Raw genomic sequence first — 26,456 nt, 5'->3', positions numbered from 1 at the left:
TCCCAAGTGCCAAAGATATTCTCCTAAACTGATTTCATATTCCCTATAGTCTATGGAGGAGCTTTTCTTCGTGAGACAAATCCGACAGCTTTTCCAGAACTTTCCCATTGTACTGATACAGTTTTTTGAGTTTGACTTCTCCATTTTCCACTCCTACTACTTCACTGATTTCCAAGACTCTTCTTTTGTGATCCTTCGTTCTTCCAAGATGCACCATGATTTCTATTGCGGAGGCGATCATGTTTCGAATGGAACTCAAAGGAAGTTCCGCTCCCTGCAGGACCATAGTTTCCATTCTGCGCAGCATATCCTGACTGCTGTTTCCATGTCCGGTGGAAATGCTTCCATCGTGCCCGGTGTTCATGGCATTTAACATATCCAGACATTCCTTACCACGGACTTCTCCAACGATGATGCGGTTGGGACTCATTCGGAGAGAAGCCTTAATCAGATCGGAAATTGTGACAGCTCCCTCGCCTTCCGCATTCGCATTTCGGGTTTCCAAAGAAACCAAATTCTCTACGTCCTGAATCTGTAATTCCGCACTGTCTTCGATAGTGATGATTCGCTCACTTTTTGGAATGAATTGGGAAAGGGCATTTAAGAAAGTTGTCTTTCCGCTGTTCGTTCCGCCTGAAATGAAGATGTTGTAAGAACTTTTTACCAGACTCTTTAAAAAATCTGCGGCTTCTTCGCTAAGGCTTTCGAGCTGGATTAATTTTTCGATGGTAATGGGTTCCGGGAACTTTCGAATCGTGACGGTCGGTCCTTTTAGAGCGATAGGGGGAAGAACAACATGAACACGGGAACCGTCTTCCAGTCTGGCATCTACAATGGGACTTTTGGTATTGACTGCACGATTAATACGGGAGACAATCTGTTGAATTAAGTCGGAAAGCTGCTCTTCGTTTTGGAAAGAACGTTCCCAGCGCTCCATGTGCCCCTTCTTTTCTACAAAGATTTCTCGAGGACCGTTAATCATGATTTCCGTGACATTTTGATCGTCCAAGAGCTCGGATAGCAGATCCAGTCTACGGAAGCTGTCGAAGACTGCAGTTCGGAGATAAAGTTTTTCTCTTAATGCGATATCTTTTCGACTTAGTAAAGCGCTGTCGATTTCCTGATAGAGGTGAGAATCGGAGATTTGTCTCTCTTCCAGATCGGTAAGGAGTTCTTTTTTTATTTCCTGTTTAATGTTGTCTAAAGCTAACATAGTTCCTCCTAAAGCACCATTTTTCGATATTGTTCTCTTTCTTTATCCTCCTCTTCGTAGATGTAGTGTAAGAGTAGGGATTCCGCATATTCTTTAAGACTTGCGTAGGGGTAGTCCCTTGCGCTTGTCCTTCCGGTAGACTTGGATTTCCCGAGATAATCCGTATCTGCAGCGGATTCTGTTCCGTTTGATGTATTTTCCTCCTCCAATGGAAGACTGCATTGAACAAATTTTTCCTGGGTTTCCGGAGAAATATTTTTTTTCAGATAGTCTTCGAAAAATGCCAACTTATCCTTGGAGACTTTATCGGAAAGCACAGGCATAAAAATCTTTTTTGCTTGATGAAAGCAATCCAGATAGCGACTCATGGAACTGTCGGTATCAATAATCAGGGCGCTGACTCCGGCATCTTCCGCAATTTTATCGAGAAGAAGAGACAGTTCTCTTGAACTTAGGCTATTGATGTCTTCGGGACTCCGTACAGGTAAAATGGTAGAGTAACTCTCTCTTTCATAGGAAAGAGCACGAAGAATCATAGGATTCAGATTCTTTTCTTTAAAATGGTATAAGACTTCCGTTAAACATTCCCGCTCTATGGGAAGATGTTTTTTTGCTCCGGCTGACTCGGAAAGAGACAGATAGAGTGTTTTTCGATTTTTTCCTAAAAGCTTTGCTATCTCAAAAGACAGGGAGGTTTTACCGGAGCGACCGAGAGGGCTATAGACCATGAAGATATCCGCTTTTTGTTGTCTTCCGTCTTCTAAGAGCTCGATTTCCCCATATTGAAGAAGGATTTCACGCATGATCTGGTCTGCAGACTGATATTTATAGATGTGATTTTCTTTCTTCTTTTCAGATAGAAGGCTTTCATCGCTTAAATAGAGAACTCTTCCGCTTTTAGAGGAAAGAGGAAGCTTTTTTACATTCTTTTCGGATATAAGAAGGAGGTCGCTTTCCTTCTTTTTAGAAAATTGAGCAAAACTTTCCGGATCACTTATAGGATAAATCTGGAAGGGGAGCTTTGTATTTTGGCGGAGGTAAAGGGAAAGACGTTTTGCATAGAGGCTGTCTTCATCGTAAATAGTTAGTATTTTTTCCATGTCGGATCCTTTCATAAACGGGTTGGAGTAATTTTATGTATAATGAAAATATTTGCTGATATCAGGAGAAAAGACTTAAGAGGGGGACTGCAGAAAGAAAGAGAGAAAATGCAAAGGGAATATCTTCTTCAAGAATATAAAAAAGGAGAAGGGAAAAGGGGGTTGAAAGAAAAAGAAGAAAAATGCTTTTATCGAAGGGGAGGACGGATAGAATCAGGGAAAAGAGCTTCCAGTCCGCTCCCCCGCTTCCGGTAAAATAAAAGAGGGGATAGCTTAGTATAAGAATGAGAATGAGCTTAGAGGGAAAAAGAATGAGATCTGTGAAAGAGGTACCGCGCTGGATAAAACCGAAATACAGAAAAAAGAAAAGGAAGGAGAATAGAAAAAATAAATTCGAAATTTTTCTTTTTTGCAGGTCTTTTATTGCGGCGTAGAATAGAAAAACTAAGAGGATTTCATAGTTGGAATGAAGCATATCCACCTCCGTATCGGAAAGTGCAAGCTGCACTTGTATTCCGTGAGCTCAGTATAGAGGGAGAGAAAAGAATCTCCTATACTTCATATTCGGATAATATCCATTTATAGATATTATCCGAATATCTATAATACGAAAAAAAAGAATATTTTTCGCTTCTATGACATAATAATCCGCTTTTAAAACAGAGGAATGTAGGAAAAACAAAATGCTTGTGCTATTTTTACAAAAAATAAAAATGAGTTTTGTGCAGTAATTCCCGGAAAAACGATGCTATAATACATATTTATCTTAAAAAGGGATTTGGTCTGTATTTCGGATGGATAGCTGTATCTGCTATTGCAGAAGCTTCCGACGATACCCGGGGAGAATGAGAGAGCATGATTATTCGTTTGGCGAAAGAGGAAGATATTCGGGAAATCTGTCAAATCTATGACTTGGCAAGAGCTTATATGCGAAAAGAGGGGAACTTTGCGCAATGGAGGAATTATCCGAAAGAGGAGGATGCGAGACAGGACTTAATAAAGAGAGAGCTTTATGTACTGGAAGAGGAAGAGATTTTGGCTGTATTTGCCTTCTTTATCGGAGAAGAAACAAATTATAAAGAAATAGAAGGTGCCTGGAGAAGGGAAGATAGCTACGGAGTTATTCATAGAATTGCTTCTTCCGGGAAAAAATCAGGGATTACGAGGGCTTGCTTTTCCTTCTGCTTGGGAAAGATTCCCTATCTTCGAATTGATACCCATGAAAAAAACCGTTCCATGCAGGAAGCATTGAAGCGCTTCGGGTTTCAGTATTGTGGGATAGTGCATGTGGAGGACGGAAGTCCCAGGTTGGCTTTTGATTATATAGGGGAGTAGTATGTTCGTTTTAAACAGTGTTTTACTGGGAGTAGGACTTGCAATGGATGCGGTGGCTGTTTCTATGGCGGAGGGGATGCAGGAGCCGAATATGAAGCCTAAGAGAAGTCTTATGCTCTCCGGAACCTTCGGATTCTTTCAGTTCATCATGCCGGTGCTTGGATTTGCCCTTGTCGGTACAGTCTTTGGTTTTGCAAAGGTGCTTATGAAGTATGTTTCCGCTATTTCCACAATATTACTTCTCTATCTTTCTATAAAAATGTTTTACAGTGCATACTTGAAGTTTAGGAATAAGGAAACGGAGGAATTGCAGGGGAACCTGATGTTTCAGGCCATCGGGACATCAGTAGATGCTCTGTCTTTGGGATTTACCTTCTCTCATTATTCTTTAGGAAGAGTATTTTTGGCTTCGTTCATTATAGGAATTGTGACCTTTTTTCTTTGCCAAACCGGTATTTTTATCGGAAAGAAATTCGGTACGCTGTTCTCCGGGGAAGCGGATTTACTGGGAGGCGTAATCTTATTGCTTGTGATTTTCCTATTTTAACGGATCTATTTTAGAGGAAACATAAATGGGGGACTAAGTGTTCATTTGGTATGTAAGGCATAATGAAGAGTATGGAGTCTTCGTTTTTAAGAGTTTCGGGAGGGAATAAAAATAGACAGTTTTGCAAAAAGGCTTTTGAGCTGGTTTAGGGAAAATGGAAGAGAGCTTCCCTGGCGCGGCAAGAAAAACGCCTATTATACTTGGCTTTCGGAAATTATGTTGCAGCAAACAAGAGTTGAGGCGGTAAAAGGCTATTTTCATCGCTTTATTGCGCGTTTTCCGGATATAGAAAGTCTTGCTATAGCGAAAGAAGAAGAAGTTCTAAAACTCTGGGAGGGTCTGGGCTACTATTCTCGTGCAAGGAATCTTCATAAGGGTGCGAAGCAGATTGTAGAAAAATTTGGGGGAGAAATGCCGAAAAAGTATGAAGATATTCGTTCCCTTCCCGGGATAGGGGAATATACGGCGGCGGCTATTTCCTCTATTGTTTTTTCGGAGAAAATACCGGCAGTAGACGGCAATCTTCTTCGTATTTTTTCTCGCTGCAATCAGTATGATAAAGATATTCAGTCGAAAGAAGCGAAACTCTCTGCTTTCCGGTATTTTAAGGAGCGCATGACGGAGGAAGCGGCGGGAGACTTTAATGAAGCGCTCATGGATTTAGGAGCAACAGTTTGTATTCCCAAAGGAAATATTGCCTGTGAAGCCTGCCCCCTTTCCTTATTTTGTAAAAGTGCAAAGGAGGGCAATCCGGAAAACTATCCTGTAAAAAAGGAAAAGAAGGGTAGAACAGTCGAGCGGTACAGCATTTTCCTGATTCGACAGGGAGGGAGGCTGGTCTTGACAAAACGCCCGAAGAAAGGAGTTCTTGCCGGTCTCTACAGCTTTTACCAAAGGGAGGGGCATCTGAGTAAAAAGGAAGCACTGGAAGAGGTGGAGCGTCTGGGCTTTACTCCCATAAAGCTAAAAGAGCTCGGAAGTGCGAGGCATATTTTCACCCATAAGGAATGGGAAATGATCGGATATGAGGTGGAGTGTGGAGAGTTTCCGCTTCCCTTAGGAGTTAGAGAAGGGTTAGAATTATACACAAAGGAAGAGATAGAATCGAAGCTTAGTGTTCCGTCCGCCTATTCCTATTACAAGGCTTTTGTTTAAGTTATAGGGACTGGCAGAGCGGAATTTATAGCATAATGATTTTTTGGGAATATAGAGAAGAGTAGATGAAAGAAATATGAATTCAGAAAGATAGTTAGGGAAAAACACAGCCAAAGAAAAATTGCTTAAGAAGAATAAAAGGAGTGATTTCAGGGGAAGGAGAGAAAATGCCGGGGCAGTTCAAATACATTGATTTATATCAGACTCTCCGAAAGGACATTGTTGAAGGGCGCTATCGTTTTAGGGAAAAAATGCCGTCCAAGCGTCTCTTGGCTTCTACCATGGGGATATCCTTACTCACAGTGGAGCACAGCTATGCTCTTTTAGAGGAAGAGGGCTATATTGAGGGGAGGGAACGAAGCGGTTATTTTGTCTCTTATCAGGACGGGCTTCTTTTTCCTGTTGAGGAGCAGCAAGAGCAGAACTTATCTTTAACGTATTTTCAAAGCGGAGATAAGGAGGGAATGGCTTACTCGGCGATTGCGAAAACGGTCCGAAAGGTGCTCTCCAAATACGGAGAAGAGATTTTAAGTCCCTCGGAGAACCAGGGAAAATTTTTTTTACGAAGAGCGTTGAAGGATTATTTACGAAGGGCAAGGGGCATCTTTGTAGAGGAAGAGCAGATTTTGATCGGTTCCGGTGCAGAGCAGCTTTATGCTCTGCTTGTGCAGATTCTGGGAAGAGAGCAGAGTTTTGCGGTAGAGTATCCGTCCTATGAGAAAATGCAAAAGATTTACAAGGCAAATGGAATTACTCTCGAGTTTTTGGGAATGGGGAAAAATGGAATTCACAGTTCTGCATTGCAAAAGGCAAAGAGCAAGGTCCTGCACGTTACTCCTTTTCATAGCTTTCCAACCGGAATTACAGCAACGGCCGGAAAAAGAAGAGAGTATCTGGACTTTGTAAGGAGAAAAAAAGCAATCATTATAGAAGACGACTACGACTCGGAGTTTTCCGCTCTGGGAAAACCCGAGGACAGCCTTTTCAGTATGGATGAAAGTAATTCCGTATATTACATTAACAGTTTTTCAAAAACTATAGGTCCCGCTTTTCGTATGGCCTACCTGCTACTTCCTAAGGAAAGGACGAAGGAGGATCTTAAGAAAATTGCATTTTACAGTTGTTCCGTTCCTGTTTTGGAACAATGTATACTGACAGAACTTTTACAAAGTGGGGAGTTTGAACGACATATTAATCGGGTGAAGAGAAGGAGAAGAAGTGATGCGTAGTAGAATAAAATTTTTTTGGTTTTTGCCCAAAGGATTTTTCTGTCTGCTTCTTGTAGCGGCAGGAATCTTTGCGCTGGATCGAGTTTTGAAAGAGAAAATCAATTGTGCAAAGGAGGAGGATTTTCCCAAAAAGCTGAAAGGCAGCAGAGGACTTGTGGAAATCCGAAGAGCGTTTAATCCCGGTTTTTCCATGGGACGCTTGGGCCGTCATCCGAAGCTCGTTAAGGCCTTGTCCGTTTTGGCAACCATTTTTCTTGCTTTTGCACTTCCCTATATGAGTTATACAATGGGAGACGCTTATCTTTTACAAAAGTACGGGATGGCGATGGTTTTGGGCGGTGCGATGTCCAATACTTACGATAGGGTACGCTATGGAAAAGTAACGGATTATCTGTATATCCGAATCAGTGTTTTAAAAAAGATGATTATCAATATTGGAGATATCGCTCTATACTTTGGCGGAATTCTTTATGCTTTAGGTTCTCTTATGTCCTGGATTAGGAATAGATAAATGAGAAAGTCATATTATTTATTTTAAAAAAAATTTCTTTTTTAAAATAAATAGTAGAAAAATGTCTATTCCTTTGTTATGATTATCTGACAAACACGAATAGAAATCGTGTTGCTTTTCTTTAAGGGGGAAAACGAAATGGATAGTTTATTTTTTGCCGTACCTGTTTTGGGTGTCTTAGGGCTTCTGTTCGCCTTATTCCAGGGACAGAAGATTCTGAAAGAGGATTCCGGAAATGAGAGAATGAAGGAAATTGCGAAGGCGATTGCAGAAGGCGCGGAAGCATTTCTTTTTGCAGAGTATCGGATTCTTCTTTTTTTTGTTTGCAGCTTATTTTTATGTATCGGTTTTGGAACAAAAAGCTGGCTTAGTGCTGTAGCCTTTATCTTTGGTGCATTGTTATCGACTCTTGCAGGATATTTCGGTATGCGCTCCGCAACATCGGCAAATGTACGAACTGCAGAGGCTGCAAGACAGTATGGAATGAAGAAGGCACTTTCCATTGCCTTTTCCGGCGGTTCCGTTATGGGGATGTGTGTGGCCGGATTCGGTATCTTCGGAATCGGACTTTTCTATATGCTGACAAAGGATGTGGGCGTTCTTTCCGGATTTTCTTTGGGAGCATCCAGTATTGCTCTTTTTGCCCGTGTGGGCGGTGGAATCTATACGAAAGCGGCAGACGTGGGTGCTGACCTTGTAGGTAAGGTGGAAGCCGGAATTCCTGAAGATGATCCCAGAAATCCTGCGGTAATTGCGGATAATGTAGGAGACAATGTCGGCGATGTGGCAGGAATGGGTGCAGACCTTTTTGAGTCCTATGTGGGGGCTTTGGTTTCCGCGATGACACTCGGCTTCCTTTTGGAAGGGAAGTCGATAGAGGGTGTTGCATTCCCCTTATTACTGGCAGGACTTTCTTTGCTTGCATGCGTTCTCGGAAGTATTTTGGTACTGACTCTCGGAGGAGATAATCCGAGTAAAGTCTTAAAGATGGCGAGCTATTCCTCCGCTGCTGCGGTTCTGATATTTGCCTTTGCCCTGTCTCAGTATTTCTTCCGGGATTTACATGCAGCTTTTGCTGTTACGGCAGGGCTCATTGCAGGGCTTGCTATCGGCGCAGTTACAGAGTACTACACTTCTTCCTCCTATAATCCTGTAAAAGAAATTGCAAAGCAGTCCGAAACCGGTCCGGCTACCAATATTATTTCCGGTATGGCCATCGGAATGCGCTCAACGGCAGTTCCCATTGTATTGATTTCCGTTGCGATTTTTATTTCTTATAGTGTTCTTGGACTTTATGGAATTGCACTCGCAGCAGTAGGTATGCTATCCACAACAGCTATTACAGTTGCGGTAGATGCGTATGGTCCTATTGCGGACAATGCGGGCGGTATTGCAGAAATGTCCGGCCTTCCGGAAGAAGTAAGATGTATTACTGATCAGCTCGACGCGGTTGGAAATACCACTGCTGCCATGGGGAAGGGCTTTGCGATCGGTTCCGCTGCCTTAACTGCTCTGGCACTTTTTGCATCGTATGCACAAGCGGTAGGCTTAAACAATATCAATGTTTTGGACAGCCGTGTTTGCATCGGGCTTTTCATTGGAGCTATGCTTCCGTTCCTTTTCTCCGCCTTTACGATGAGTTCCGTAAGTAAGGCAGCCTTTTCTATGATTTCCGAGGTAAGAAGACAGTTTAGAGAGAAGCCGGGCATCATGGAAGGAACAGAAAAGCCGGATTACAAAACCTGTGTCAGTATTTCCACAAAGGCGGCTTTGCGTGAGATGATTGTTCCCGGTGTATTGGCTGTTCTTGCTCCTTTGGGAATCGGATTATTGCTCGGTGCGGAGTCTCTTGGCGGTTTACTTGCCGGAGCCCTCGTTTCCGGTGTAATGATGGCTATCTTTATGTCCAACTCCGGTGGAGCATGGGACAATGCGAAAAAGTATGTTGAGGAAGGACACAACGGCGGAAAAGGCTCGGATACGCATAAGGCGGCTGTTGTAGGAGATACGGTAGGAGATCCGTTTAAGGATACTTCAGGACCATCCATCAATATTCTGATTAAGCTGATGACTGTTATCGCTTTGGTTTTCGCTCCGCTTATTGTAGCTGTAGGTGGGATTTTATAAAAAACACTTGAAGCTGTAAAAAACACAATTATATATAACTTTTATGCAGTATAGGTCTGAAATGGGGGAATAGGAGCCCACCGGTACTTGCGAAAAACAAAGGTAATGCGGTTTTTCGCTTAGTGTCCGTTGCGTGGCGAGGTTAGCGAGAGCGTGCTCCCCTTTCAGACCTATATTGTATATAAAGAAATATTTTATTTTTGTACCTTTTCTTTATATTTATCAAGAATATAGCAGATTGTATTCTTGATGCATTTGATTTATATTTTTATTCGGTTCTTATGGCATAGACAAAAGAATTCTTTGTTTTTTTAGAAATTATAGATAGAGAGTTGAAAGGAAAGGAAATGAACGTTTTTAATATCATTGGTCCCATTATGATCGGTCCGAGCAGTTCACACACTGCAGGAGCTGTACGGCTTGGGAGAGTAGTTAATAAAGTGGCGGGCAGCTCGGATTTCAAAGAGCTGGATATTGAGCTTTCCGGATCCTTTGCAAGAACCTATAGAGGGCATGGAACGGATAGAGCTTTACTTGCGGGGATTATGGGCTACCACAGTTACTCGGAAGAAATCAGGGATGCCTTGAAGATTGCGAAGGATAGAGGGATTGATTATCGTTTCATAGAGAATGATATTCCCGGGGCACATCCCAATACGGCGAGGATTCATTATACCTTGGCCGGTGGCGAAAAGGGGATAGTAGAAGGTGCCAGTATCGGTGGAGGAAATATCAGGGTGGATTCCATTAACGGAATGAGAGTGGACTTTACCGGGGACAATAATACAATTCTGGTACTTCACAAGGATAAACCCGGTGTGATTGCGGAAGTTACACATATTATGTATGAAAAATATAAGGATTTGAATATCGGAAACTTTCGTCTCAGCCGTCCGGAAAAGGGAGGAACGGCTCTTATGACGATAGAAATTGATCAAATCCCCCCTCAAGAGTTAATGGAGGATATAAACCAGCTTGAAAATGTGGAGCATGCTTTGCTGATTCGGGCAATTTAAAAAGAAAACAAGAGGATAAAATGATTAAATATACCAGTATAAAAGAGCTCTGCGATGCTGCAACAAAGCGGGGCATAAAAATCAGTGAACTTTGTCTGGAGGATCAGGCAGAAGAGATGCAGCTTCCTAAGGAAGAGCTTTACGCCATGATGGAGAAAAACTTTGATGTCATGGTGGAATCGGTTAAGAAAGGAAATGATCCGAATCTTCTTTCGACCTCGGGGTTGACAGGCGGTGAGGGCGCAAAGATGCTGCGGTATTCTGATAGGACGGGTGGAGGACTCTCCGGTAGCTTTATGACAAGAGCAATTGGACGGGCAATGTGTGTTTCCAATTGTAATGCGGCCATGGGGCGTATTGTAGCAACACCTACTGCAGGTTCCTGCGGCATTCTCCCGGGTTGTCTTGTCTCCATGTATGAGGATAAGGGATTTTCGAAGAGAGATGTTGTGATGTCTATCTTTACTGCCGGTGCCTTCGGAATGGTCATTGCGCAGATGGCGTCCATTTCCGGCGCAGAAGGCGGTTGTCAGGCGGAGTGCGGTTCGGCATCCGGGATGGCAGCGGCAGCTTTGGTTGAACTGATGGGAGGTAGTCCTGCTTCATGCGGTGATGCCTTAGGGATGTCTATCATAAATCAGATGGGTCTGGTCTGTGATCCGGTAGCCGGTCTTGTGGAGATTCCCTGCATTAAGAGAAATGTTTCCGGAGTAGTGATTGCACTTTCCAGTGCGGATATGGCTCTAGCTGGAATTGACTTAAAAATACCGGTTGATGAATGCATTGCTGCGATGAAGTCGGTTGGAGACAGTATGTCGGTAAATTTAAAAGAAACTGCACAGGGCGGTTTGGCGGACACTCCAACAGCAAGAGCTTTAAGAAAGAAAGTCTTCGGTGAGTAATATAGGAGTACAGTTTCACTATTCTGACTACTCAAGAGAGTGAAGTCGATGTAAAATAGATGGACTACTTTTTTTGGAGGAGAAGATGAGAAAATTTAAAATCGTATTTACTGTGTTGCTGTTTATTCTCTTATTACCCACATACGTTTATGCCTTGGATCGTTTTGTGACGGGAACCTATGGTAATGGAATACCTCTTTCCGGAAAAACGCTTGAAGAAGCAAAAGCATATTTGGAGGGAGAATATAGCCGGGATTATATCCTTTATATAAAAGGAAAAGACAAGACAGAACAGATTAAGGGTTCAGATATTGGATATCATCTTCAGGCTCCGACTAATTTGGCGCAGATTTTGCAAGACGAGACCGCGAAGGCTGTAACGGGAAATCCTGATGCCCGCTATGAGTATTCCTTGGAGGGAAGTTCTGCAACTTATGATGAAGGAAAACTGAATGAGAAGCTTAGTCAGTTATCCTTCCTAAAGAACAGAAAGAAAACAAGCAATGCCTATATTAAGAAGGATGGAAGCTTCAGTATCGTTCCGGAGCAGGAGGGAAATTCTCTGGACGAAGCGAAGTTTTTTGCCAATGTTCGTTCCGCCTTACAGCGTGGAGAGAACACTATCGATTTAAGTCAAAGAGGAATCTATGAAGAGCTTACTGTTCGAAAAGGGGACTTGGAAGCAAAGCTTGATGCGTTAAATCGTCTTCATTCCGTGGAGATTGTGACAGATGTATTGGGAAACAAGGAAAAGTTATCCGGAGACAGTCTTTATGAAATGGTTACGGGGATGAATGCTTCCGGTGTACAGTTTGATGAAGAAAAGGTACTGGCCTATGCGAACTATCTGGAAGGCAAGTATGGCAATCCGGGAAATACCGTTTCTTTCACTTCTGCCAGCGGAAAAGAAATTGCGATGCTTACACCCTACGCTCTTCACATCAATGTTGTGGCAGAAAAAGAAGCCTTAAAGCAGGCGATTTCTTCTTTCCAAAGTATGGAAAGAGAGCCTGTTTATGCCTATAAGCCTGCACAGTATGCACAACCTCAATTTGGAAATACCTTTTTAGAGGTGGATTTAACTTTACAGCATGTTTATTACTATGAAAACGGAAGTTTGGTTTGGGAGAGTCCGACGGTTACCGGTATGGTGGAAGCCGGCAGAGAGACCCCTTCCGGAGTATTTTTCTTAAGAGGAAAGGAAACCAATCGTATCCTTCGGGGTAGGTTAATTAACGGGAAGCCGGAATACGAAGCGCATGTGGACTACTGGATGCCGTTTAATGGCGGAATCGGATTACATGATGCTTCTTGGCGTTCTAAGTTCGGAGGGGATATTTATGTTAGGGGCGGTTCTCATGGCTGCATCAATCTTCCGAAGAACAAGGCTGCAGAGTTATACAATCGGATTCAGAAGGGCTGCCCGGTTGTTGTGCATCCGTAAAAAGGAGAAGAGAGAGTAGAGGGGCATATGAAGGAAAAGAATATTTTGCTGAGAAGGTACGTCGGTATGATTCTCGGTGTGCTCATTATTTCTGTGGGAATTGCCTTATTTAAGGAATCTCATTTGGGAAATGATCCGATTTCCGCATTAAATATGCGACTTGCGGAAATTTTTGGGATTTCCTTGGGGCTACAGAATCTGTATGCAAATATTATTTTCCTCATTATTCAGATTTTTTTTGGAAGAAAATACATTGGTGCCGGAACCTTTGCGAATGGCATACTTGTAGGCTATGCAGTAAGTTTCATTTATGGAATTCTTGTGAAAAACTTTGGTTATGCAGAGCAATACGGCATTATTGTGCAGATAGCATGGGCTCTGATTGCCGTTGTTGTGACTTCTTTAGGTGTATCTCTTTATCAAACCGCAGATCTTGGAGTTGCGCCTTATGACTATTTATCTTTAGGCCTTCGAGATAAGACGAAAAAGCATTATTACGGTTGCAGGATGTTTACAGACGGTATTGCGGCCCTTGCCACCTACTTATTGGGCGGTCTGGTAGGACTGGGAACATTACTTTCCGCTCTTTGCTTAGGACCGGTTATTCATTTCTTTGATGTCCATATTTCGGAGAAAGTCATCGGATATACTCCGCAAAGTGAAAAAGAGGAAGAACAAAGAGATAGTTCAAAATAATTATATAAAATAGACTGAATGTCAGAAAATTGTAAAAAACATGGTATGAAATCGATAGAACTTGGCTTTCTTCGTAAGAATGTGTCAGTGAATCTTCATACTGTGTTTTTATTTTGGTCATATCTTCTCCCTAAGATTTAAACTCGTATCAGGTTATTCAGCTTTTCTTTTTTATAATTTGTAGAAGTATACGATATTTTGTTGCGACGGGGTGTTCGATTACTGCATTGGAAACAAGATGCAGTTTGGAGATAAGAAGTCAAAATTACAAAAGAAGAAAAGCACTCAAGACTGTTTAGTTATTTAAAAAAATAGACTCGAGGAAGCAAAAAGGAGATTTTATGCAAAAAGTAAATGCTAGTTTTCGAACAACAGGGGCAGACCCCAAAAAGCTTGGAGAAAAGAAGGGATTTACTTCCTTCATTCATAATACAAAAAAAGGAGTACTGACTTTGGGGATCAGTGTTTTTGCACTTTCGTCGATTCCCGCATTTTCTTCCGTTGCAGCACCGAATGCGGCTGAAGAGGATATATTGGTTTTCAGTGATGAAGGAGAAATTGTTTCGCAGAATGATCAGACTGTAGAATTATTTACTTCCGATGTTTTAAGCGGAGATACGCAAAGCAGAAGTCAGCAGGTTGTGGATTATGCTATGCAGTTTCTCGGACGTCCGTATAAATACGGCGGAGTAAGCTTACTGAACGGTTCCGATTGTTCCGGTTTCCTGATGGGGATTTTCGGACATTTCGGTGTCTCCCTTCCTCATTCTTCTGCAGAAATTCGCTCTGTGGGGGCAAATGTAGGTGGATTGGAAAATGCAATTCCGGGTGATGTTTTGGCCTATTCCGGTCATGTTGGAATTTATCTTGGGAATGGGTTGATGCTTTCAGCGTTGAATTCTCGATCCGGTGTAACCATTCAGTCTGCTACGTATAAGCCTATAAAATCCATTAGAAGGCTTGTATAAAAAACATTTTATTAAAATTTAATAGAAATAATCAATAAAGTAGGCTTTTTGCTCCGACATATGATATAAATAGAATGCAATTCCCTAGTAGTAGGAACTTGTGTGATAGAAGGAGTTACTGCAAGAGCAGAACTTAAAAAATGCGACAAAAAGCCCCGGGATCCTGATATATCAGAACTCCGGGGCTTTTTGTCTTTTGTAAAGTCCTTACTCTTTTCTGAATATCTCTTACAGTTCTCCCCTTACTCTTGCCATTTTTCCTTCCTCCCGCTACTCTAGGAGAGTAGAAAATTGGAGGTGAGGATGAGTTTGCCAGAAAGAAAAAACAGGTTAATTCCTGCGCTACAAAAAAAGAGTAAGAAGCTTTGCTTGCTTGCTATTTCAGCAGTGCTTTTTATGAACTTAAGTGTAAGACCGGCATTTGCGGTTGGCCCGGGAGATGCTCTTGGAAGTGCATCCAAGAGTACGGCAAATACAGGGAATATGGATTACTCCGGATGGTATGGCTATACAAATCAGGACGGATCGGATCTTCTTTACCTTGAAAAAGGAACGGAGGTTTCCAAATTCCAAAATGAAACAGGAGATATTGATTGGAATGCGGCAAAAAAAGATGGATTAGACTTCGTTATGGTGCGCCTTGCTTATGGAACAAAAGAAGATGCTTATTTTGATGTGAATGTAAAAGGTGCGCAAAAAGCAGGAATAAAGGTTGGTGTTTATCTTTGTTCCACGGCGAAAAATATGAACGATGCCATGGCGGAGGCGGAACTGACTTTAAAAAAGCTACAGCCCTACAAGCTGGAATATCCGGTGGCCTATGATCTTGAAGTAGCATCCATGCTTTCCGATGGGCTTAGTAGGGAAGACCTGACCGCTATGGTGAATGCCTACTGTAAGAAGGTGCAAAATGCAGGCTTTATTCCTATGGTTTATGCAAACCGTACTTGGCTGACCAAGTATATGAATCTGTCAAAGATTCCTTATGATATTTGGTTTGCGGCATACCCTGAAAATCAGATTTATGTTCCGGTAGAAGGCAGTAAGACTACAATCTGGCAGTCCAGCGAAAAGGGTGTAGTAAAGGGAATTAAGGGAAAGGTCACGACGGAATTTTCCTGGAAGGTATACGGCGGGGGTAATCCGTCCCAGAAGAATGCAGGAAAGCAGATTGGTGGAAATAATTCCGGCTTGAATGGAACTGCGAATTCTTCATCCTCTAATCCTGTATCCAATCCGTCTTCCGCGTCATCGAGTCCATCCGGAAATTCTGCAAATAGCACGGATGGAACCATTGTTTCCAGTGAGGGACCGGGAAGAACTGCAACTACGGTAGAAAACGGCTGGGTACAAGGAGTGCCCGGACAATGGAAATATATTGAGAACGGAAAAGCGAGCACAGGTTGGAAATTGGTGAACGGCGTTTGGTATTTTATGGATGAACAAGGCATCATGAAGACCGGTTGGCTCTTAAATAACAATGTCTGGTATTATCTTAAGGACTCCGGGGCTATGGCTACGAATTGGCAGTATATTAACGGAAAATGGTACTGGTTAAACCAAGACGGTGCGATGCGTACAGGATGGAAATACATCAACAATGTATGGTATTATATGGAGGACTCCGGTGCGATGCTGGAGAACACCGTGAGAAACATCGACGGGATAGATTATCGTTTTGATGTATCCGGTGCTTGGTTACCTTAATACGAATTAAAGTAAGAATTCTTTCTTCAATATAAGCTGTAATACCTGGTCTTTTGAACGAGAAAAAGCAGGATTTAACAGGCTTATAGAAAGAGAGGCGGGATACGAAATTCTATATTTTGATGGAAGTAGTCGAAATATATAGAAGAGAAACATACAATGCGGTGTCAAAAAGAACACCCTTTAAAATCAAAGGAGCGTTATGATGAAAAAGAGAATCCTATTTTTGACTGCAGTGCTATCCGGATTGTTAGCTTTCCCTGTTTTTGCAGAACAGATGGTAGGAAGGGTACAGATTGATATCAGTCCGAGTGAGGATGTAGAGCTCGCATCGGGAGAAACATATTTTAAGCCGGAAGCGGTTGCACTGGACAGTGGTTATGAAGTCAGCGGATTTTCTGTGGACGGAAAACAGAACAGTGTCAAAAAACCCTATACCTATACTATTTCTGTAAAGCCGGAAAGTGGACACAGCTTTGATTCTTCTACAGTTGTGGAAGTACGCGGTGCTTATGAGATGGCAGTTGTTGAGAAAAGTAAGAACAGCATCAAGATTAAGGCAAATGCCTATCCCTTCTATGTTTTGAAGGAGCCGGCTAATTTTAGTACCAATGAAACGACTTACAGTTGGGACAGGGTACAGTATGCAACAGGCTATGACATCTTGGTATACTACAACAATAAAAATGGAGATGAAAAGATTGCAAAGAAGCATAGTAATTCTCCAAAGATCAATATCAATTCTTTTAACCAGAGCGGAAAGGAATTCGATCATATTGCCGTTCGTGCCGTTTATGATAAGAATGACAATATGAAGCAATATTTTGCGAGCTCTTTGTATGTGGATTCCAGCGGAAGTCCCGAGAGTCCGGACGGAGAAGATGACGAATATATTTTTAACCTGATTACCCTGAAGGCAAGCGGAATCTCCAAGGGAAGCTTTAAGGAGTACAGTGCAAAGGGAAAGAAGAAAAATAAGAATCAGAAGCAAAATGACAATAAAAAGAGAGCATCCGATCTGCACAACGGAAATCAGGCGGATCCAAATGCAAAGGGTCCCGGAGAAGGTGTTGTTGGCTGGCGCCAAAATGGTGCGGACTGGTATTATGAGGTAAATGGAAGGCTCGCACAGGGCTGGCAGCAGGTGAACAATTCCTGGTTCTATTTTGATAATCAGGGAAAGATGCAGACCAACTGGATGAAGCTGGGAGATAGCTGGTACTTCCTAAACGGAGATGGTGTGATGCTGACCGGCTGGCAGGAAATTAACGGAAAATGGTACTACTTTGACACGGATGGAGAGGCTGCCGGAAAGATGGCAAGCTCTTGGAGGCTCTTAAATGAACAGTGGTATTATTTCGATCTCCAAAACGGAGAGATGAAAACCGGTTGGCAAAATATTGCGGACAAATGGTATTTCTTTAATCTCAATGACACGGGATTCCCGGTCGGTGCAATGGAAAAGAATACTGTGAAAGACGGATATAGCATTGATGCCAACGGAGTAATGCAGTAGTAAAAGAAAGTATATAAAAGTAATTGTTTATAATATAGAGAAAATGAATTATTGATAATCAGAAAATGAATTATTGGTAATAAAGTAAATGCATTATTGATAATCAAAAGGAATCTAGATAAGGAGTTTTAATGAAGAAAAGATTTGGTAGTATGGCGATTGCCATCGGGCTTTGCTTTGCTTTGGCAATTCCTGCGTTTGCAGATGAGAATAGTACAGGCACTTTATATGCAAATGCGAATACGGCGGCAAATGTAAGCCAAAATAAGAGTAGTAGCGGGAATGCACCGATTTATGTTCGAAACGGAGAGAGCACACCGACTTATACCGATTCTACGATTGGACTTGGCGGTGCGAAAATTATCATGTTTAAAGGAAATGAAAGTGGTCAGCAGATTAGTATTGTGATTGAAAGCAATGACGGTCAGTTGATTGTTGTGGACGGAGGTTTAAAGACCAATGCTCCCTATCTTTCCAAGTATATCAAGAGTAAGGGCGGAAAGGTTGCAGCATGGCTTCTCACACACCCGCATGAGGATCACGTCGGGGCACTTTCCGTTATTCTGGAGCAGCAGAAGGTGGCTGGACATCCGGATTTTTATGATATTGATCCGGGGCAGATTTACTTCAGTTTCGCACCCTATTCCTTCTATGAACAATATGAGCAAGGCTACAGACTGCCGATGATTAAGGAAGTTATGGAGGATCTTGCTGCGTATCCTGCAGAAAAGAAGCATGAGAATTCCGAAAGAGGAACAACATTTTCCTATGGAAATGTATCGGTGGAAATCTTAAACACAGCGTATTCCATTCCAATCGATACCGGAAATAACAGTTCTATATGCTATATGATTACAATAAACGGGAAGAAGCTTTTGATTACAGGAGACCTTCCCTATGAAGCGGCAGGAAAGCTCTTAGAGGAGCTTCCACCGGAGAAGCTGAAGGCGGATATTGTGCAAATGGCACATCACGGCCAGCATGGAGGCAGCTTCGCTTTCTACAGTACAGTTGCTCCCAAGTATGCGCTTTGGCCAAGCTCCAAGGAACTTTGGGACAAGCGGAAGGATGCTTTCACAGAGGATCAGGAGACCTATACTATCGCATTGACTAAGTTTTGGACCAATAAGCTTGGTGTAGAAAAGAATTTTGTTATGGCGGACGGAAACTGGATTTTGGAGTAAGTTCTATCGTGTTTTACGAGTCGGATTTTTCATTGCATTTTCAGGAAAAGACCGATATACTGATTTCGATATCTGCAGCTAAAAGGGCAGTGGAGAAGGCTTCACTCCGTTTTTATGAAAGGAAAAAGCTATGGATCAGTGGAATATAGAGAATTTAAAGGATAGGGCAAGAAGGCTTACAGAAGAAGCAAAAAGTATCAGCACCGACTTACAGTATGCTCTTAAGCTGAAGGATAAGCGGAAAGAAGATGATGTGACAAAAAAGATTTGTATCGCATGCGCCATCATTAGTGGAATTATTCTGTTTTGTGGATTGGCTTACTGCGTTTATCGTTTCTTGGCTCCGGATTATCTGGAAGATTATGATGACTATGAGGATGAAGAAGACGAAGACATTGCTGACGAGGACTGATTTTTTAAAAAGCGAATCCTTAGTCTGAAGTATAATGAAGAGCAGTATCGTTTTTAAGCTTTAAGAGTAGCAAAGGAGGCAGGCTTGCCTCCTTTTCTTAAGTAAAAGGAGGCAAGCCATGAACTGGTGTAGTAATCAAGAGCGTTGCGGGGGATGTTATTATCAGGAAATTCCCTACGAAGAAGAGCTAAAGATAAAAGAAGAAGAAATCCGTTCTCTCTTTGCGCCGCTTGTTATGGGAGATTTTCCCTTTGAGGGGATTATTTCTTCCCCTAAAAAAGAAGCTTACCGCAATAAAATGGAGTTTTCCTTCGGGGACCAGGAGAAAGACGGTCCTCTTTGCCTGGGGCTGCATCAGAAGCGGAGCTTTTTTAACATTTTAAATACGGAAGACTGTCGGCTTCCTCATCCGGATATGGGGAAAATACTACTTGCCACAAGAGAGTATTTTTTGGATAAGGGAGTAGGATATTTTCACAAGAAAAAACATGAGGGGTATCTAAGACATTTACTCATTCGAAGAGGAGAGAAAACCGGAGAGATTCTGGTTTCTTTGGTGCATAATTTATTTGCTGAAAAGTCATTTTCAGAGCAAGACATATTGCAAAGTTTAGCTGTAAAGAATGTAAGACAGGAGAGCGAGGAAAACTGTGTCATCGAGACAGGTGGGGAAGCAGAGAGTATACAGGATAAGAAGACTTTTATTTCTGAAGAAGCTCTTTTAAAAGGCTGGTGTGAAAGTCTTCTTTCTTTGGAAAAAGAAGGAAAACTGGAAGGGCATTTTGCGGGAATACTTCATACAAAAAACGAGAGTTTGGCGGATGCAGTAGTAAATCAAGGAACGGAGATTCTTTATGGGAAGGACTATTTTTATGAGGAGCTTCTAGGTTTGAATTTTAAAATCACTCCCTTTTCCTTTTTTCAGACCAATAGCCTTGGCGCGGAAAAGCTGTATGAGAAGATTCGAGAATATGCGGATTTATCGAATACAGCAGTTGAAAAACCGCTTATATTTGACCTCTATTCGGGCACTGGGACGATTACGCAGCTTATGAGCGAGGTTGCGAAAGAGGCCTACGGTGTGGAAATTATAGAGGAAGCAGTAGAGTCTGCCAAAGAGAATGCGAAGGAAAACGGAATTGAAAACTGTCGCTTTATTGCGGGAGATGTATTAAAGGTTTTAGAGCAAAATAAGGCCGCTATGAATCAGAGTGGGGATATAGCGGAGGGGAATAGCGCAGATAAAGAAGAAAACGGGAATATACTTCCCCGGCCGGATTTTATCGTTGTGGACCCGCCAAGAGACGGAATGCACAAGAAGGCTTTGGAATTGATTATTCGTTATGGAGTTAACAGACTTATTTACGTGGCTTGTAAGCCGAAGAGTTTAGCAAGAGATTTAGAGCCTTTGCAGGCTGCAGGATATAGGGTAAAAAGGCTTTGTGCAGTGGATATGTTCCCAAGAACCAATAATGTTGAGGCTGTATGCTTACTGGAAAAGCAACTGTGATTCTCAAATTGATTAAGTAAAGGAATATTATAAAGGATAGAGAGAGGAGTAAAATGGAAGAAATACATAATGAAGAGAGAGGCGAGAGAAGAAATTCGAATCGATCCTATAAAAGGAAGAAGCAAAGTATTGTTCATTATCTGATTCCTACTGTGCTATTTATTTCCATGCTTGTATTCGGCGGTCTGTTTCTGCGCGACTTCTTAGAGTATAAGGCTGCAAATGATGAGTATGCACAACTGGAAGAACATATCGTTGTGGAAGAAGAACCGAAAGAGGATAATAAGGGAGATGCAACGCAGGAGTCGGAAGCGGCAAAAGAGAAGATTGATTTTTCTCATCCGAAGTTTCAAATTGACTATGATGCTTTGACAAAGATTAACAGTGATTTTTCCGCCGTGATTTATATTCCTGCACTGGGCATTAATTATCCTGTAGTACGCAGTAAGGATAATGAGGATTATCTTCACAAAACTTTTGAAGGAAAGAGCAATTTTGCCGGTGCCATTTTCTTGGATTACAACGCTAACGGCAACTATGACCAGAGTAATACCTTCATCTTCGGTCACAATATGAAAAATGGATCGATGTTCGGTAAGCTGAAGTATTTCCTGAAGGAAGAAGGTTTGGTAAATACAAATCCCTATATCTTCTTGTGCAGACCGGACGGTATTTATCGTTATCGTATCTTCACTTACTATTTAACCACAACCTCGAGCGAAATTTACAATGACTTCGAGGGAGATGACGGCTATGACAGCTATATCCACTTGGTAACGAGACTCTCTTCTTATAAGGATTATCAAGAAGGAATTGTAGACTTCTCGACGCGTCCCAAGCTTTTGACACTTTCAACCTGCTCAGGACCGGCCGGTGGACAGCAGCGTTTTATAGTACAGGGTGCTTTGGAAGAAATTTACTAATTTTTGTATTGGTATAAATGAGAATATAAATATTACTCAATTTTAGTAGATTTCTTAAATCTTCTTATTTGCTTTATTTTCAGGGAAATGTACAAATAAAGAAAAGGTCCATTTTTAAAGAAGTGATTTTTAAAAGAATGTTTAAATTTATAGAAAGATAAGTGGGTATAGAATAAAACTATAACAAGGCATATAGAAAAGGAATTAGACAGGCTTCAAAAAGACAGTTATAATCCCCCAATATTCACAGTATTTCCGAGTGTACTAAGAGACTGTGAGTAGAGAGGGATTATTTTTTGGGGAGTGTTATGGTCTTTATAAGAGGAAGACGCTTTTAAAGGAAGATGAAAAAAGACCGGACAGGAAGACAGTATAGATAGAGCCGGAGGAAAAAATGGCCATTATTGAATTAAAAAATATAATAAAAATCTTTCCTTCGGAGAAAGTCGGGGAAGGCGTTCACGCAGTTAGGGATGTCAGTGTAAGCATTGAGGAAGGGGATATCTTCGGTATTATCGGATACTCCGGCGCGGGTAAATCCACCTTGGTTCGTTGCATCAATCTCTTGGAAAAACCGACAAGCGGAGAGGTTATCGTAGAAGGGAAAAACATTACCGGCTATTCGGAAGTAGAGCTCAGAGCTGTACGACGAAGAATGGGTATGATTTTCCAGCATTTCAACCTTTTGAATTCTGCGAATGTGTTTGAAAATGTAGCAGCACCGCTTAAAAATCAAAGAAGATTCAGTAAAGAAGAAATAGAGGAAAAGATAGCAGAACTGAAAAAAGATTCTTCTCTTTCTCAAAAAGAAATCAAAGAGAAGGAAAACACCCTACTTAAAAGCAATAAGAAACTTTCCGGAAAAGAAATAAAGGAAAGAGTGGAGGAAATGCTTCGACTGACAGGCTTGGAAGACAAGGAAAAGGCCTATCCCTCACAGCTATCCGGAGGACAAAAGCAAAGAGTGGCCATCGCAAGAGCCCTGGTGGGAAGACCTAAGATTCTTCTTTGCGATGAGGCAACTTCCGCATTGGATCCGAATACCACAACGCAGATTATCGAACTGCTCCGCTCCTTACAGGAAAAGCTGAAGCTTACGGTAGTGATGATTACGCACCAAATGGAAGTGGTGAAAAGCATTTGCAATAAAGTAGCCGTGATGGAGGAAGGAAAGATAGTAGAGGAAGGAAGCCTTGTTGAAGTATTTTCCGAACCGAAGTCCAGTATCACGAAGGAGTTTCGTGAGAAAACACTTTACCGAAAGGAAGCGATTGCCCTTGCGGAGAAGAACAAGAGAAATCTCTATGAACTTACCTTTATTGGAGAGAAGGCCAATGACCCGGCTATCATGGATCTGGTTCGAAACTACCCCGTGGAAGTATCCATCCTCTTCGGCAATATCGAAATTCTTTCGGGTGTCCCCTTTGGAACTCTTACAATCGATATGAAGGGAGAGGGAAAGGACATTTTGGACGCGGTAGCCTATCTAAAGAGCAGAGAAATCAAGGTAGAAGAGCTTGGCGGGCAAAAGCTTGCAGGGCAAAAGTTTGATGGAGAACACCCTTTACGAGGGGAGGAATCTGTTAGCAGACAGAGTCCGGATAACGCTCTAAAGCCGGAGGAGGAAGATAAGGAGAGAAAGGAGGACAGAATATGGAATGGCTAAACAGTATATTTCCGAATGTAGCAAAGCTTTGGCCCTATATTGTGAAATCCTTGAATGAGACGCTTATCATGGTCAGCATTTCCGGTGTCTTTGCGGCACTGCTCGGCGTTCCCTTGGGCATCGTCCTTGCGGTAACAAAGAAGGGAGAGCTTTTATCCTTTCCGCCGCTTTACTCCATTCTTTCCAAGATTGTGAATACGGTGCGTTCCATCCCGTTCGTCATCTTGATTGCATCCATACCTTGGCTTGTTCGTGCCATTGTAGGGACGACAATAGGAATGAAGGGAGCCATTGTTCCTCTGATTATTGCCTGTATCCCCTTTATGGCGAAGCAGACAGAGCTTGCGCTCCAAAGCATTGACAAGGGAGTGATTGAGGCATACCGCGCAATGGGATTTTCGGAAATCGCTATCATTTTCAAAGTCATGCTGAAGGAAGGATTTTCCGCCATCATTCAGGCGGTGACCATTATGCTGGTCGGTCTTATCAGTTATTCGGCGGTAGCCGGATCGGTAGGCGGCGGCGGACTCGGAGACTTTGCCATCCGTTACGGCTATGGGCAAAATAAAACCGATGTTATGTTTTTAACGATAGTCATCATGCTTGTCATGGTGTTCTTTGTACAATGGGTGGGGGACAGCTTAAGTAAGCTGGTAAGCCATCGATAACTAAGGTATCCGACATTTCGATAGGAGAAAATTTATTGACTGCAAGTTGTTTCTAAAATAGGGTAGATTTGCAGAGAAATAAAAGCTTATCGCGGATGAAGATATAGAATATAAGTTTAGAGGAGAGAGGATTATGAAAAAAAGATTTTTAGCATTAGGACTTACTGTAGCACTTGCTGCAGCATCTTTAGCGGCATGCGGCGGTGCAAGCACAAAGACTACAGAGAAGAAAGCGGAGGCAGGAACAGAGAAAAGCAGTGAGAAGGCAACAGAAGCTGCAAAGGAAGAAAAGGCGGATTCCGGGGAGCTTCGCACCTATAAGCTCGGTGTAAATGGCTCCGACCATGAGGAGTGGGAGAAGGCAAATGAGCTTCTTCAGAAAGACAATATTAAGCTCGAGATGGTAGAGTTCAGCGATTATGTTAAACCGAATGAAGCTTTGGAGGATGGCGAAATTGATTTAAATGCTTTCCAGACCGAGATTTATTTCAATAACTTTGTGAAGGAGAGAGGCTATACCGATTTGGGAATTCTTGCTTATACACAGGTTGCGCCGATGGGAATTTACTCTTCCAAGTATAAGAGCTTGGACGAGGCAACAGGTCACTTAATCATTGCTATTCCGAACGATGTAACTAATGGAGGAAGAGCACTGAAGTTCCTTGAGAAGAACGGTTTCCTGACCTTGAAGAAGGAAGCGGGACTGACTCCGACCGTAATGGATATCGAAAAGTACAACAAGGATGTGGAGATTGTGGAAATGGTAGCTACTCAGATTCCGGCTTCTCTTCCCGACTTATCCTTTGCCTGCATTAACAACGGTGTAGCGAAGGATGCAGGCTTAACTCTTAAGAACGATGCCATCGTTTATGAGGATTACAAAGAGCCGGATATGAAGAATTACTGGAACATCATTGCGGCTAAGAAGGATCGTATTGAGAGTGAAGACTTCCAGAAGATTAAGAAGGCTTACAACTCCGATGAAGTAAAGCAGGTTATCTTAGAGCACTATGACGGACAGTCTATCCCGGTTTGGGACTAAGAAGAAATTCTATGTTTAGAGTATTGAGGGTTCGATGAAACCTGAGGAGGAGCTTTGCTCCTCCTATTTTTAAAAGAAGAAACGGAGGGAAAAAATATGGGAAAGCAAGGAATAGAAGAAGCGCGGCTTTCGGATAGGGAAGAAAAAATTGCAAAAAAAGTAGAGAAAGAAGGGAAGCTCTTTCAGGACCTGGCACTGGCTATTCACAAAAAACCGGAGGTTAGTAACTATGAGTTTTTTGCGTCGGAAGAGTTGTCGAAGACGCTTTCCTCCTTCGGTTTTTCTGTGGAGATGCCTGCAGCAGGACACCGGACCGGATTCGCGGCAAGTTATAAGAGTAAGAAAAAGGGACCGGTTGTAGCGTTCCTTGCGGAATATGATGCCTTGGAGGGCCTGGGACACGGTTGTGGGCACAACCTTTTCGGAACGACTGCCTCTCTTTCCGCTGTTGCTCTTAAAGAAGTGATTGACGAAGTGGGCGGTGAAATCCGTGTTTACGGGACACCTGGAGAAGAAGGAGGCGAGGAAGGCTCTGCAAAAGGCTCTTTTGTGAGAGAGGGTTATTTTAAAGATGTGGATTTCGCTCTTTGCGCCCACCCGGCGGATGAGCACAAGAGGACCGGAAGAAACCTGGGCTGTGTTCCGGTGGACATCGAGTTTTGGGGAAAGTCCGCCCATGCGGCAGGAGAGCCGGAAGAGGGAATCAATGCCTTGGATGCACTCATTCAGACCTATAATTCCATCAATGCTTTAAGACAGCATTTGACCGATGATACCCGAATTCATGGCGTTATTCTTTCCGGCGGTACCGCTCCGAATGTCGTACCGGACTATGCCCATGCGAAATTTTATCTCCGCACCAGTGCAAAGCCGAGCCTTGAGGCCTTATATAAGAAGGTGGAAAATGTTGTGGCCGGCTCCGCCCTTTCTATGGGAGCGAAGGGAAGGATGAAGGCTTATCAGAATTGGGTGGAAAATATAGTGCCTACCCCTTCCTTTGATGACCTCTATGAGAAGCATTTGAACCGCTTTGGTGAGAAGTTTACTCCCTGTGATTGGAAGGCACTGCAAATGGGATCTTCCGATGTGGGAAATGTTTCGCAGGTGGTGCCTACCATCCAGCCGAGCATTTGCATCAGCAAAAAGAAAATTCCGGCACACAGCCCCGAATTTGTGAAGGCATCCTGCTCGAGCCTTGGTCTTGCATCTATTTTGCTCGGTGCCAAGGTCTTGGCCTTTACTGCTCTTGAGCTTCTGGAGCAGCCGGAGATCTTGAAGAAAATCAAGGCGGAACATAAGGAACAGGTAAAGAGACAGCTGGAGTTTTAGGAGGCTTAGGATATTTGTTATGCTATTTTTCTAAAAAGAGATGCTAAAGAGATACTACAAAGATATTAGAGACATACGATTCTTTTCTTAGAAAGAGAGTCTTTTACCTAAAAAACACTGTACAATCCCAATAAACAGGGAAGTACAGTGTTTTTTACGCGTAATCTGAGCGAAGCACATAACATCTTATTCTGTATGCGTAATGGGAATACTGCCTGTGATGTCTTATTTGCAACAGGTAAAATACGAAAAGATT

Annotated in this window: 24 protein-coding genes; 21 read left to right on the top strand and 3 right to left on the bottom strand. The window is 42.5% G+C overall.

Going from position 1 to position 26,456, the window contains the following annotated elements; translation table 11 throughout:
* Positions 1 to 43: 43 nt before the first annotated feature.
* The 3 genes from HMPREF9625_RS03630 to HMPREF9625_RS11650 all read right to left on the bottom strand — a co-directional run bounded on the left by HMPREF9625_RS03630 (position 44) and on the right by HMPREF9625_RS11650 (position 2,788).
* Entirely contained in the window at positions 44 to 1,213 is a 1,170-nt protein-coding gene (locus tag HMPREF9625_RS03630; RefSeq protein WP_009535652.1) for a TadA family conjugal transfer-associated ATPase, read from the bottom strand.
* Positions 1,214 to 1,221: 8 nt separating this feature from the next.
* Entirely contained in the window at positions 1,222 to 2,313 is a 1,092-nt protein-coding gene (locus HMPREF9625_RS03625; protein WP_009535651.1) for a P-loop NTPase family protein, read from the bottom strand.
* 61 nt (positions 2,314 to 2,374) lie between these two features.
* Complete coding sequence (locus HMPREF9625_RS11650; RefSeq protein ID WP_009535650.1) at positions 2,375 to 2,788, bottom strand: prepilin peptidase; 414 nt, start codon at positions 2,786 to 2,788, stop codon at positions 2,375 to 2,377.
* Positions 2,789 to 3,168: 380 nt separating this feature from the next.
* Here HMPREF9625_RS11650 and HMPREF9625_RS03615 point away from each other — a divergent pair, with 380 nt between their 5' ends.
* From HMPREF9625_RS03615 to HMPREF9625_RS03515, 21 genes are all read left to right on the top strand, one after another.
* Complete coding sequence (locus HMPREF9625_RS03615; protein ID WP_009535649.1) at positions 3,169 to 3,648, top strand: acetyltransferase; 480 nt, start codon at positions 3,169 to 3,171, stop codon at positions 3,646 to 3,648.
* 1 nt (position 3,649) lies between these two features.
* Positions 3,650 to 4,195, top strand: coding sequence for a manganese efflux pump MntP (locus HMPREF9625_RS03610; protein WP_009535648.1), 546 nt, complete (start codon positions 3,650 to 3,652; stop codon positions 4,193 to 4,195).
* A 105-nt stretch (positions 4,196 to 4,300) separates the two neighbouring features.
* Positions 4,301 to 5,350: an A/G-specific adenine glycosylase gene (gene mutY / locus HMPREF9625_RS03605; protein WP_330361208.1), complete on the top strand. Its 1,050-nt coding sequence runs from the start codon at positions 4,301 to 4,303 to the stop codon at positions 5,348 to 5,350.
* A gap of 167 nt (positions 5,351 to 5,517) precedes the next feature.
* Positions 5,518 to 6,579 carry a MocR-like pyridoxine biosynthesis transcription factor PdxR gene (pdxR, locus tag HMPREF9625_RS03600; protein WP_009535646.1) on the top strand — a complete coding sequence of 354 codons (1,062 nt, stop codon included), beginning with the start codon at positions 5,518 to 5,520 and terminating at the stop codon, positions 6,577 to 6,579.
* Positions 6,572 to 7,090 (top strand): signal peptidase II, encoded by a 519-nt coding sequence (locus tag HMPREF9625_RS03595; protein ID WP_009535645.1) that lies wholly within the window; start codon positions 6,572 to 6,574, stop codon positions 7,088 to 7,090. Before pdxR ends, HMPREF9625_RS03595 begins: the two co-directional genes overlap by 8 nt.
* Before the next feature lie 138 nt (positions 7,091 to 7,228).
* Positions 7,229 to 9,217 carry a sodium-translocating pyrophosphatase gene (locus tag HMPREF9625_RS03590; protein WP_009535644.1) on the top strand — a complete coding sequence of 663 codons (1,989 nt, stop codon included), beginning with the start codon at positions 7,229 to 7,231 and terminating at the stop codon, positions 9,215 to 9,217.
* A 347-nt stretch (positions 9,218 to 9,564) separates the two neighbouring features.
* Complete coding sequence (sdaAB, locus tag HMPREF9625_RS03585; RefSeq protein WP_009535643.1) at positions 9,565 to 10,233, top strand: L-serine ammonia-lyase, iron-sulfur-dependent subunit beta; 669 nt, start codon at positions 9,565 to 9,567, stop codon at positions 10,231 to 10,233.
* A 20-nt stretch (positions 10,234 to 10,253) separates the two neighbouring features.
* Positions 10,254 to 11,135: an L-serine ammonia-lyase, iron-sulfur-dependent, subunit alpha gene (gene sdaAA, locus HMPREF9625_RS03580; protein ID WP_009535642.1), complete on the top strand. Its 882-nt coding sequence runs from the start codon at positions 10,254 to 10,256 to the stop codon at positions 11,133 to 11,135.
* A gap of 85 nt (positions 11,136 to 11,220) precedes the next feature.
* Positions 11,221 to 12,579: a L,D-transpeptidase family protein gene (locus HMPREF9625_RS03575; protein ID WP_009535641.1), complete on the top strand. Its 1,359-nt coding sequence runs from the start codon at positions 11,221 to 11,223 to the stop codon at positions 12,577 to 12,579.
* A gap of 27 nt (positions 12,580 to 12,606) precedes the next feature.
* Positions 12,607 to 13,275 carry a YczE/YyaS/YitT family protein gene (locus HMPREF9625_RS03570; RefSeq protein ID WP_009535640.1) on the top strand — a complete coding sequence of 223 codons (669 nt, stop codon included), beginning with the start codon at positions 12,607 to 12,609 and terminating at the stop codon, positions 13,273 to 13,275.
* 341 nt (positions 13,276 to 13,616) lie between these two features.
* Positions 13,617 to 14,243 carry a C40 family peptidase gene (locus tag HMPREF9625_RS03565; protein WP_009535638.1) on the top strand — a complete coding sequence of 209 codons (627 nt, stop codon included), beginning with the start codon at positions 13,617 to 13,619 and terminating at the stop codon, positions 14,241 to 14,243.
* Between the two features lie 303 nt (positions 14,244 to 14,546).
* Positions 14,547 to 15,950, top strand: coding sequence for a glycoside hydrolase family 25 protein (locus tag HMPREF9625_RS03560; RefSeq protein WP_009535637.1), 1,404 nt, complete (start codon positions 14,547 to 14,549; stop codon positions 15,948 to 15,950).
* A gap of 202 nt (positions 15,951 to 16,152) precedes the next feature.
* Positions 16,153 to 17,466 carry a PspC-like choline-binding domain-containing protein gene (locus HMPREF9625_RS03555; RefSeq protein WP_242822685.1) on the top strand — a complete coding sequence of 438 codons (1,314 nt, stop codon included), beginning with the start codon at positions 16,153 to 16,155 and terminating at the stop codon, positions 17,464 to 17,466.
* Positions 17,467 to 17,597: 131 nt separating this feature from the next.
* Positions 17,598 to 18,650 (top strand): ComEC/Rec2 family competence protein, encoded by a 1,053-nt coding sequence (locus HMPREF9625_RS03550; protein WP_009535635.1) that lies wholly within the window; start codon positions 17,598 to 17,600, stop codon positions 18,648 to 18,650.
* 130 nt (positions 18,651 to 18,780) lie between these two features.
* Positions 18,781 to 19,062: a hypothetical protein gene (locus tag HMPREF9625_RS03545; RefSeq protein WP_009535634.1), complete on the top strand. Its 282-nt coding sequence runs from the start codon at positions 18,781 to 18,783 to the stop codon at positions 19,060 to 19,062.
* Positions 19,063 to 19,180: 118 nt separating this feature from the next.
* Positions 19,181 to 20,572, top strand: a complete 1,392-nt coding sequence (locus tag HMPREF9625_RS03540; protein WP_009535633.1) for a methyltransferase domain-containing protein — start codon at positions 19,181 to 19,183, stop codon at positions 20,570 to 20,572.
* 53 nt (positions 20,573 to 20,625) lie between these two features.
* Entirely contained in the window at positions 20,626 to 21,495 is an 870-nt protein-coding gene (locus tag HMPREF9625_RS03535) for a class B sortase (protein ID WP_009535632.1), read from the top strand.
* Between the two features lie 394 nt (positions 21,496 to 21,889).
* The gene (locus tag HMPREF9625_RS03530) at positions 21,890 to 23,161 is read left to right on the top strand and encodes a methionine ABC transporter ATP-binding protein (protein WP_009535631.1); all 1,272 of its coding nucleotides are present in this window, start codon (positions 21,890 to 21,892) and stop codon (positions 23,159 to 23,161) included.
* A complete protein-coding gene (locus tag HMPREF9625_RS03525; RefSeq protein ID WP_009535630.1) occupies positions 23,149 to 23,829 on the top strand; it encodes a methionine ABC transporter permease in 681 nt (226 codons plus the stop codon). Before HMPREF9625_RS03530 ends, HMPREF9625_RS03525 begins: the two co-directional genes overlap by 13 nt.
* A 133-nt stretch (positions 23,830 to 23,962) precedes the next feature.
* Positions 23,963 to 24,871 (top strand): MetQ/NlpA family ABC transporter substrate-binding protein, encoded by a 909-nt coding sequence (locus HMPREF9625_RS03520; RefSeq protein ID WP_009535629.1) that lies wholly within the window; start codon positions 23,963 to 23,965, stop codon positions 24,869 to 24,871.
* A 96-nt stretch (positions 24,872 to 24,967) separates the two neighbouring features.
* A complete protein-coding gene (locus tag HMPREF9625_RS03515) occupies positions 24,968 to 26,200 on the top strand; it encodes a M20 family metallopeptidase (RefSeq protein ID WP_330361194.1) in 1,233 nt (410 codons plus the stop codon).
* Positions 26,201 to 26,456 lie beyond the last annotated feature (256 nt).

The sequence above is a fragment of the Oribacterium parvum ACB1 genome (assembly GCF_000238055.2).
Taxonomy (GTDB): domain Bacteria; phylum Bacillota; class Clostridia; order Lachnospirales; family Lachnospiraceae; genus Oribacterium; species Oribacterium parvum.
This window is presented reverse-complemented; position numbering and strand designations above follow the sequence as displayed.

Coding starts and splice junctions, on each gene's coding strand:
- HMPREF9625_RS03630 (WP_009535652.1), bottom strand. CDS start 1,213: ATGTTAGCTTTAGACAACATTAAACAGGAAATAAAAAAAGAACTCCTT.
- HMPREF9625_RS03625 (WP_009535651.1), bottom strand. CDS start 2,313: ATGGAAAAAATACTAACTATTTACGATGAAGACAGCCTCTATGCAAAA.
- HMPREF9625_RS11650 (WP_009535650.1), bottom strand. CDS start 2,788: ATGCTTCATTCCAACTATGAAATCCTCTTAGTTTTTCTATTCTACGCC.
- HMPREF9625_RS03615 (WP_009535649.1), top strand. CDS start 3,169: ATGATTATTCGTTTGGCGAAAGAGGAAGATATTCGGGAAATCTGTCAA.
- HMPREF9625_RS03610 (WP_009535648.1), top strand. CDS start 3,650: ATGTTCGTTTTAAACAGTGTTTTACTGGGAGTAGGACTTGCAATGGAT.
- pdxR (WP_009535646.1), top strand. CDS start 5,518: ATGCCGGGGCAGTTCAAATACATTGATTTATATCAGACTCTCCGAAAG.
- HMPREF9625_RS03595 (WP_009535645.1), top strand. CDS start 6,572: ATGCGTAGTAGAATAAAATTTTTTTGGTTTTTGCCCAAAGGATTTTTC.
- HMPREF9625_RS03590 (WP_009535644.1), top strand. CDS start 7,229: ATGGATAGTTTATTTTTTGCCGTACCTGTTTTGGGTGTCTTAGGGCTT.
- sdaAB (WP_009535643.1), top strand. CDS start 9,565: ATGAACGTTTTTAATATCATTGGTCCCATTATGATCGGTCCGAGCAGT.
- sdaAA (WP_009535642.1), top strand. CDS start 10,254: ATGATTAAATATACCAGTATAAAAGAGCTCTGCGATGCTGCAACAAAG.
- HMPREF9625_RS03575 (WP_009535641.1), top strand. CDS start 11,221: ATGAGAAAATTTAAAATCGTATTTACTGTGTTGCTGTTTATTCTCTTA.
- HMPREF9625_RS03570 (WP_009535640.1), top strand. CDS start 12,607: ATGAAGGAAAAGAATATTTTGCTGAGAAGGTACGTCGGTATGATTCTC.
- HMPREF9625_RS03565 (WP_009535638.1), top strand. CDS start 13,617: ATGCAAAAAGTAAATGCTAGTTTTCGAACAACAGGGGCAGACCCCAAA.
- HMPREF9625_RS03560 (WP_009535637.1), top strand. CDS start 14,547: ATGAGTTTGCCAGAAAGAAAAAACAGGTTAATTCCTGCGCTACAAAAA.
- HMPREF9625_RS03555 (WP_242822685.1), top strand. CDS start 16,153: ATGATGAAAAAGAGAATCCTATTTTTGACTGCAGTGCTATCCGGATTG.
- HMPREF9625_RS03550 (WP_009535635.1), top strand. CDS start 17,598: ATGAAGAAAAGATTTGGTAGTATGGCGATTGCCATCGGGCTTTGCTTT.
- HMPREF9625_RS03545 (WP_009535634.1), top strand. CDS start 18,781: ATGGATCAGTGGAATATAGAGAATTTAAAGGATAGGGCAAGAAGGCTT.
- HMPREF9625_RS03540 (WP_009535633.1), top strand. CDS start 19,181: ATGAACTGGTGTAGTAATCAAGAGCGTTGCGGGGGATGTTATTATCAG.
- HMPREF9625_RS03535 (WP_009535632.1), top strand. CDS start 20,626: ATGGAAGAAATACATAATGAAGAGAGAGGCGAGAGAAGAAATTCGAAT.
- HMPREF9625_RS03530 (WP_009535631.1), top strand. CDS start 21,890: ATGGCCATTATTGAATTAAAAAATATAATAAAAATCTTTCCTTCGGAG.
- HMPREF9625_RS03525 (WP_009535630.1), top strand. CDS start 23,149: ATGGAATGGCTAAACAGTATATTTCCGAATGTAGCAAAGCTTTGGCCC.
- HMPREF9625_RS03520 (WP_009535629.1), top strand. CDS start 23,963: ATGAAAAAAAGATTTTTAGCATTAGGACTTACTGTAGCACTTGCTGCA.
- HMPREF9625_RS03515 (WP_330361194.1), top strand. CDS start 24,968: ATGGGAAAGCAAGGAATAGAAGAAGCGCGGCTTTCGGATAGGGAAGAA.